This is a genomic window from Ferrovum sp. (genome assembly GCF_027317285.1).
GTDB lineage: Bacteria > Pseudomonadota > Gammaproteobacteria > Burkholderiales > Ferrovaceae > Ferrovum.
On the sequence record NZ_DAHVHV010000101.1, the window covers coordinates 1 to 1377 of the forward strand.

The following is a 1377-nucleotide window of genomic DNA, read 5'->3' on the forward strand; positions in this document are numbered from 1 at the left end:
AGGCGGGCACGGAGATCGAGCCCTTCCGCTGGCTCAATGTGGTGCTGGGCAACCTCAAGACCGCGCTGAGTGGAACATATCATGCCTTTAATTTCCGAAAATATGCCGGTCGATACTTGGCAGAGTCGCAGTATCGATTCAATCGAAGATTCGACCTGGCAGCGATGGTGCCAAGACTTGCCGTGGCGCTCATGAGTGCAACTCCTTGTTCTGGAAAGAAACTGATGGTGCGCACTGAGATAGAGACATAATCAGGTAAAGGTTTGTGTGTCTTGAGCCAATCACGCAATGCGTCGTTTACGCGAGTTTGCCAGCCACGCCCGGATGCTTTTAGTTGCGCCAAAATATCTGCATCAAAGCGAATAGTGGTCGATACCTTCGGCGTAGCCTTCACACTGCCAACAGGTCGCCCACGACGAACAAGTCTATTCCCATCGTACAGACTCGCTTCCGAGACCCATTGATCCGTAACCTCCGGGGCATCATCAGGATCAACCCAAGGCAGGGAGGATTTTTTCGGTTTCGCGGTCATTGGTTTTCCTCAATGAGATAATACGGCGAACCTCGCCGCGTGGTGTCCACACCAACATCACAATTCGCCCGTCCGCCACCCCACCGTCTGGAAACGCGGCTCAGGGTAACTCTCTCGCACATCCTCTCGCGTCAGGTGCTTGCCAGCAAAAACCTCACCGGCGCGAGCGAAATCAAGACCCCGCTCGCGCATAGTCTCGTCACGCTTGTCAGCATCAAACTCAAGCCTCATGGTTTAATTGTAGTAACGATAAAATGGTAAGTCAAGGATTATTTGTTACCGCCGTGTTGCGCTTAGACTTGAAACTATGCCCTGAACTATCCTGGACTGTCACGACAATTCTTCATCCCTTGGGGATTTTCCGTTGTACCTCCTGGTCCCTGCCAAACTTCGTTGATTGAATAAAACAGACGAATATCTAACTTTGAAAAAAGATAAAGGACAAATACCCGACAAACCGGAAATAGCATCCCCACTATGGATGAATTTATGCCATCCTGACTTCGTTGAGCAGATCGGGATGGCGCTCAAGCACCTTGAGCAGTTTCACCAAGGCCAAAGGCGGCTTTGTCTTGCCGTTTTCATAGCGAGAGAAGGCATTGACTCCTCCACCAAAGATTTCGGCGGCCTGGCGCTGGTCCAGATCAAGTTTCTTGCGTACCTTGGCAATGTACTCAGGATCGACAATGGCTGCATTGATCTGTTTCGAAAAAGCACGCATTTCTCGCATGACTCGATCACTTTCCACCATATCCAAAATGGACTCGGCACAAGCAGGGCAGAAATCACCGGATACCGCTGAAATCAGAGTGGTTTCCCCCTTGTAGGTATATGGCAAGTCGCGG

General features: G+C 50.8%; 2 protein-coding genes and 2 pseudogenes. 1 reads left to right on the top strand and 3 read right to left on the bottom strand.

Annotated features, from left to right (window positions below; genetic code table 11):
* Positions 1–251 (top strand): transposase (locus tag M6F29_RS11565; RefSeq protein WP_298160031.1); only part of this gene is annotated, 251 nt, incomplete at its 5' end.
* 14 nt (positions 252–265) lie between these two features.
* Here M6F29_RS11565 and M6F29_RS12440 read toward each other — a convergent pair.
* From M6F29_RS12440 to M6F29_RS11570, 3 genes and pseudogenes are all read right to left on the bottom strand, one after another.
* Positions 266–532: pseudogene (locus M6F29_RS12440) on the bottom strand (BrnA antitoxin family protein); the annotation flags it as partial.
* Positions 492–763 (bottom strand): annotated as a pseudogene (locus M6F29_RS12445) (BrnT family toxin). The pseudogenes M6F29_RS12440 and M6F29_RS12445, both read right to left, overlap by 41 nt.
* A gap of 256 nt (positions 764–1019) precedes the next feature.
* Complete coding sequence (locus M6F29_RS11570; protein WP_298160034.1) at positions 1020–1370, bottom strand: type II TA system antitoxin MqsA family protein; 351 nt, start codon at positions 1368–1370, stop codon at positions 1020–1022.
* Between the last annotated feature and the right edge of the window lie 7 nt (positions 1371–1377).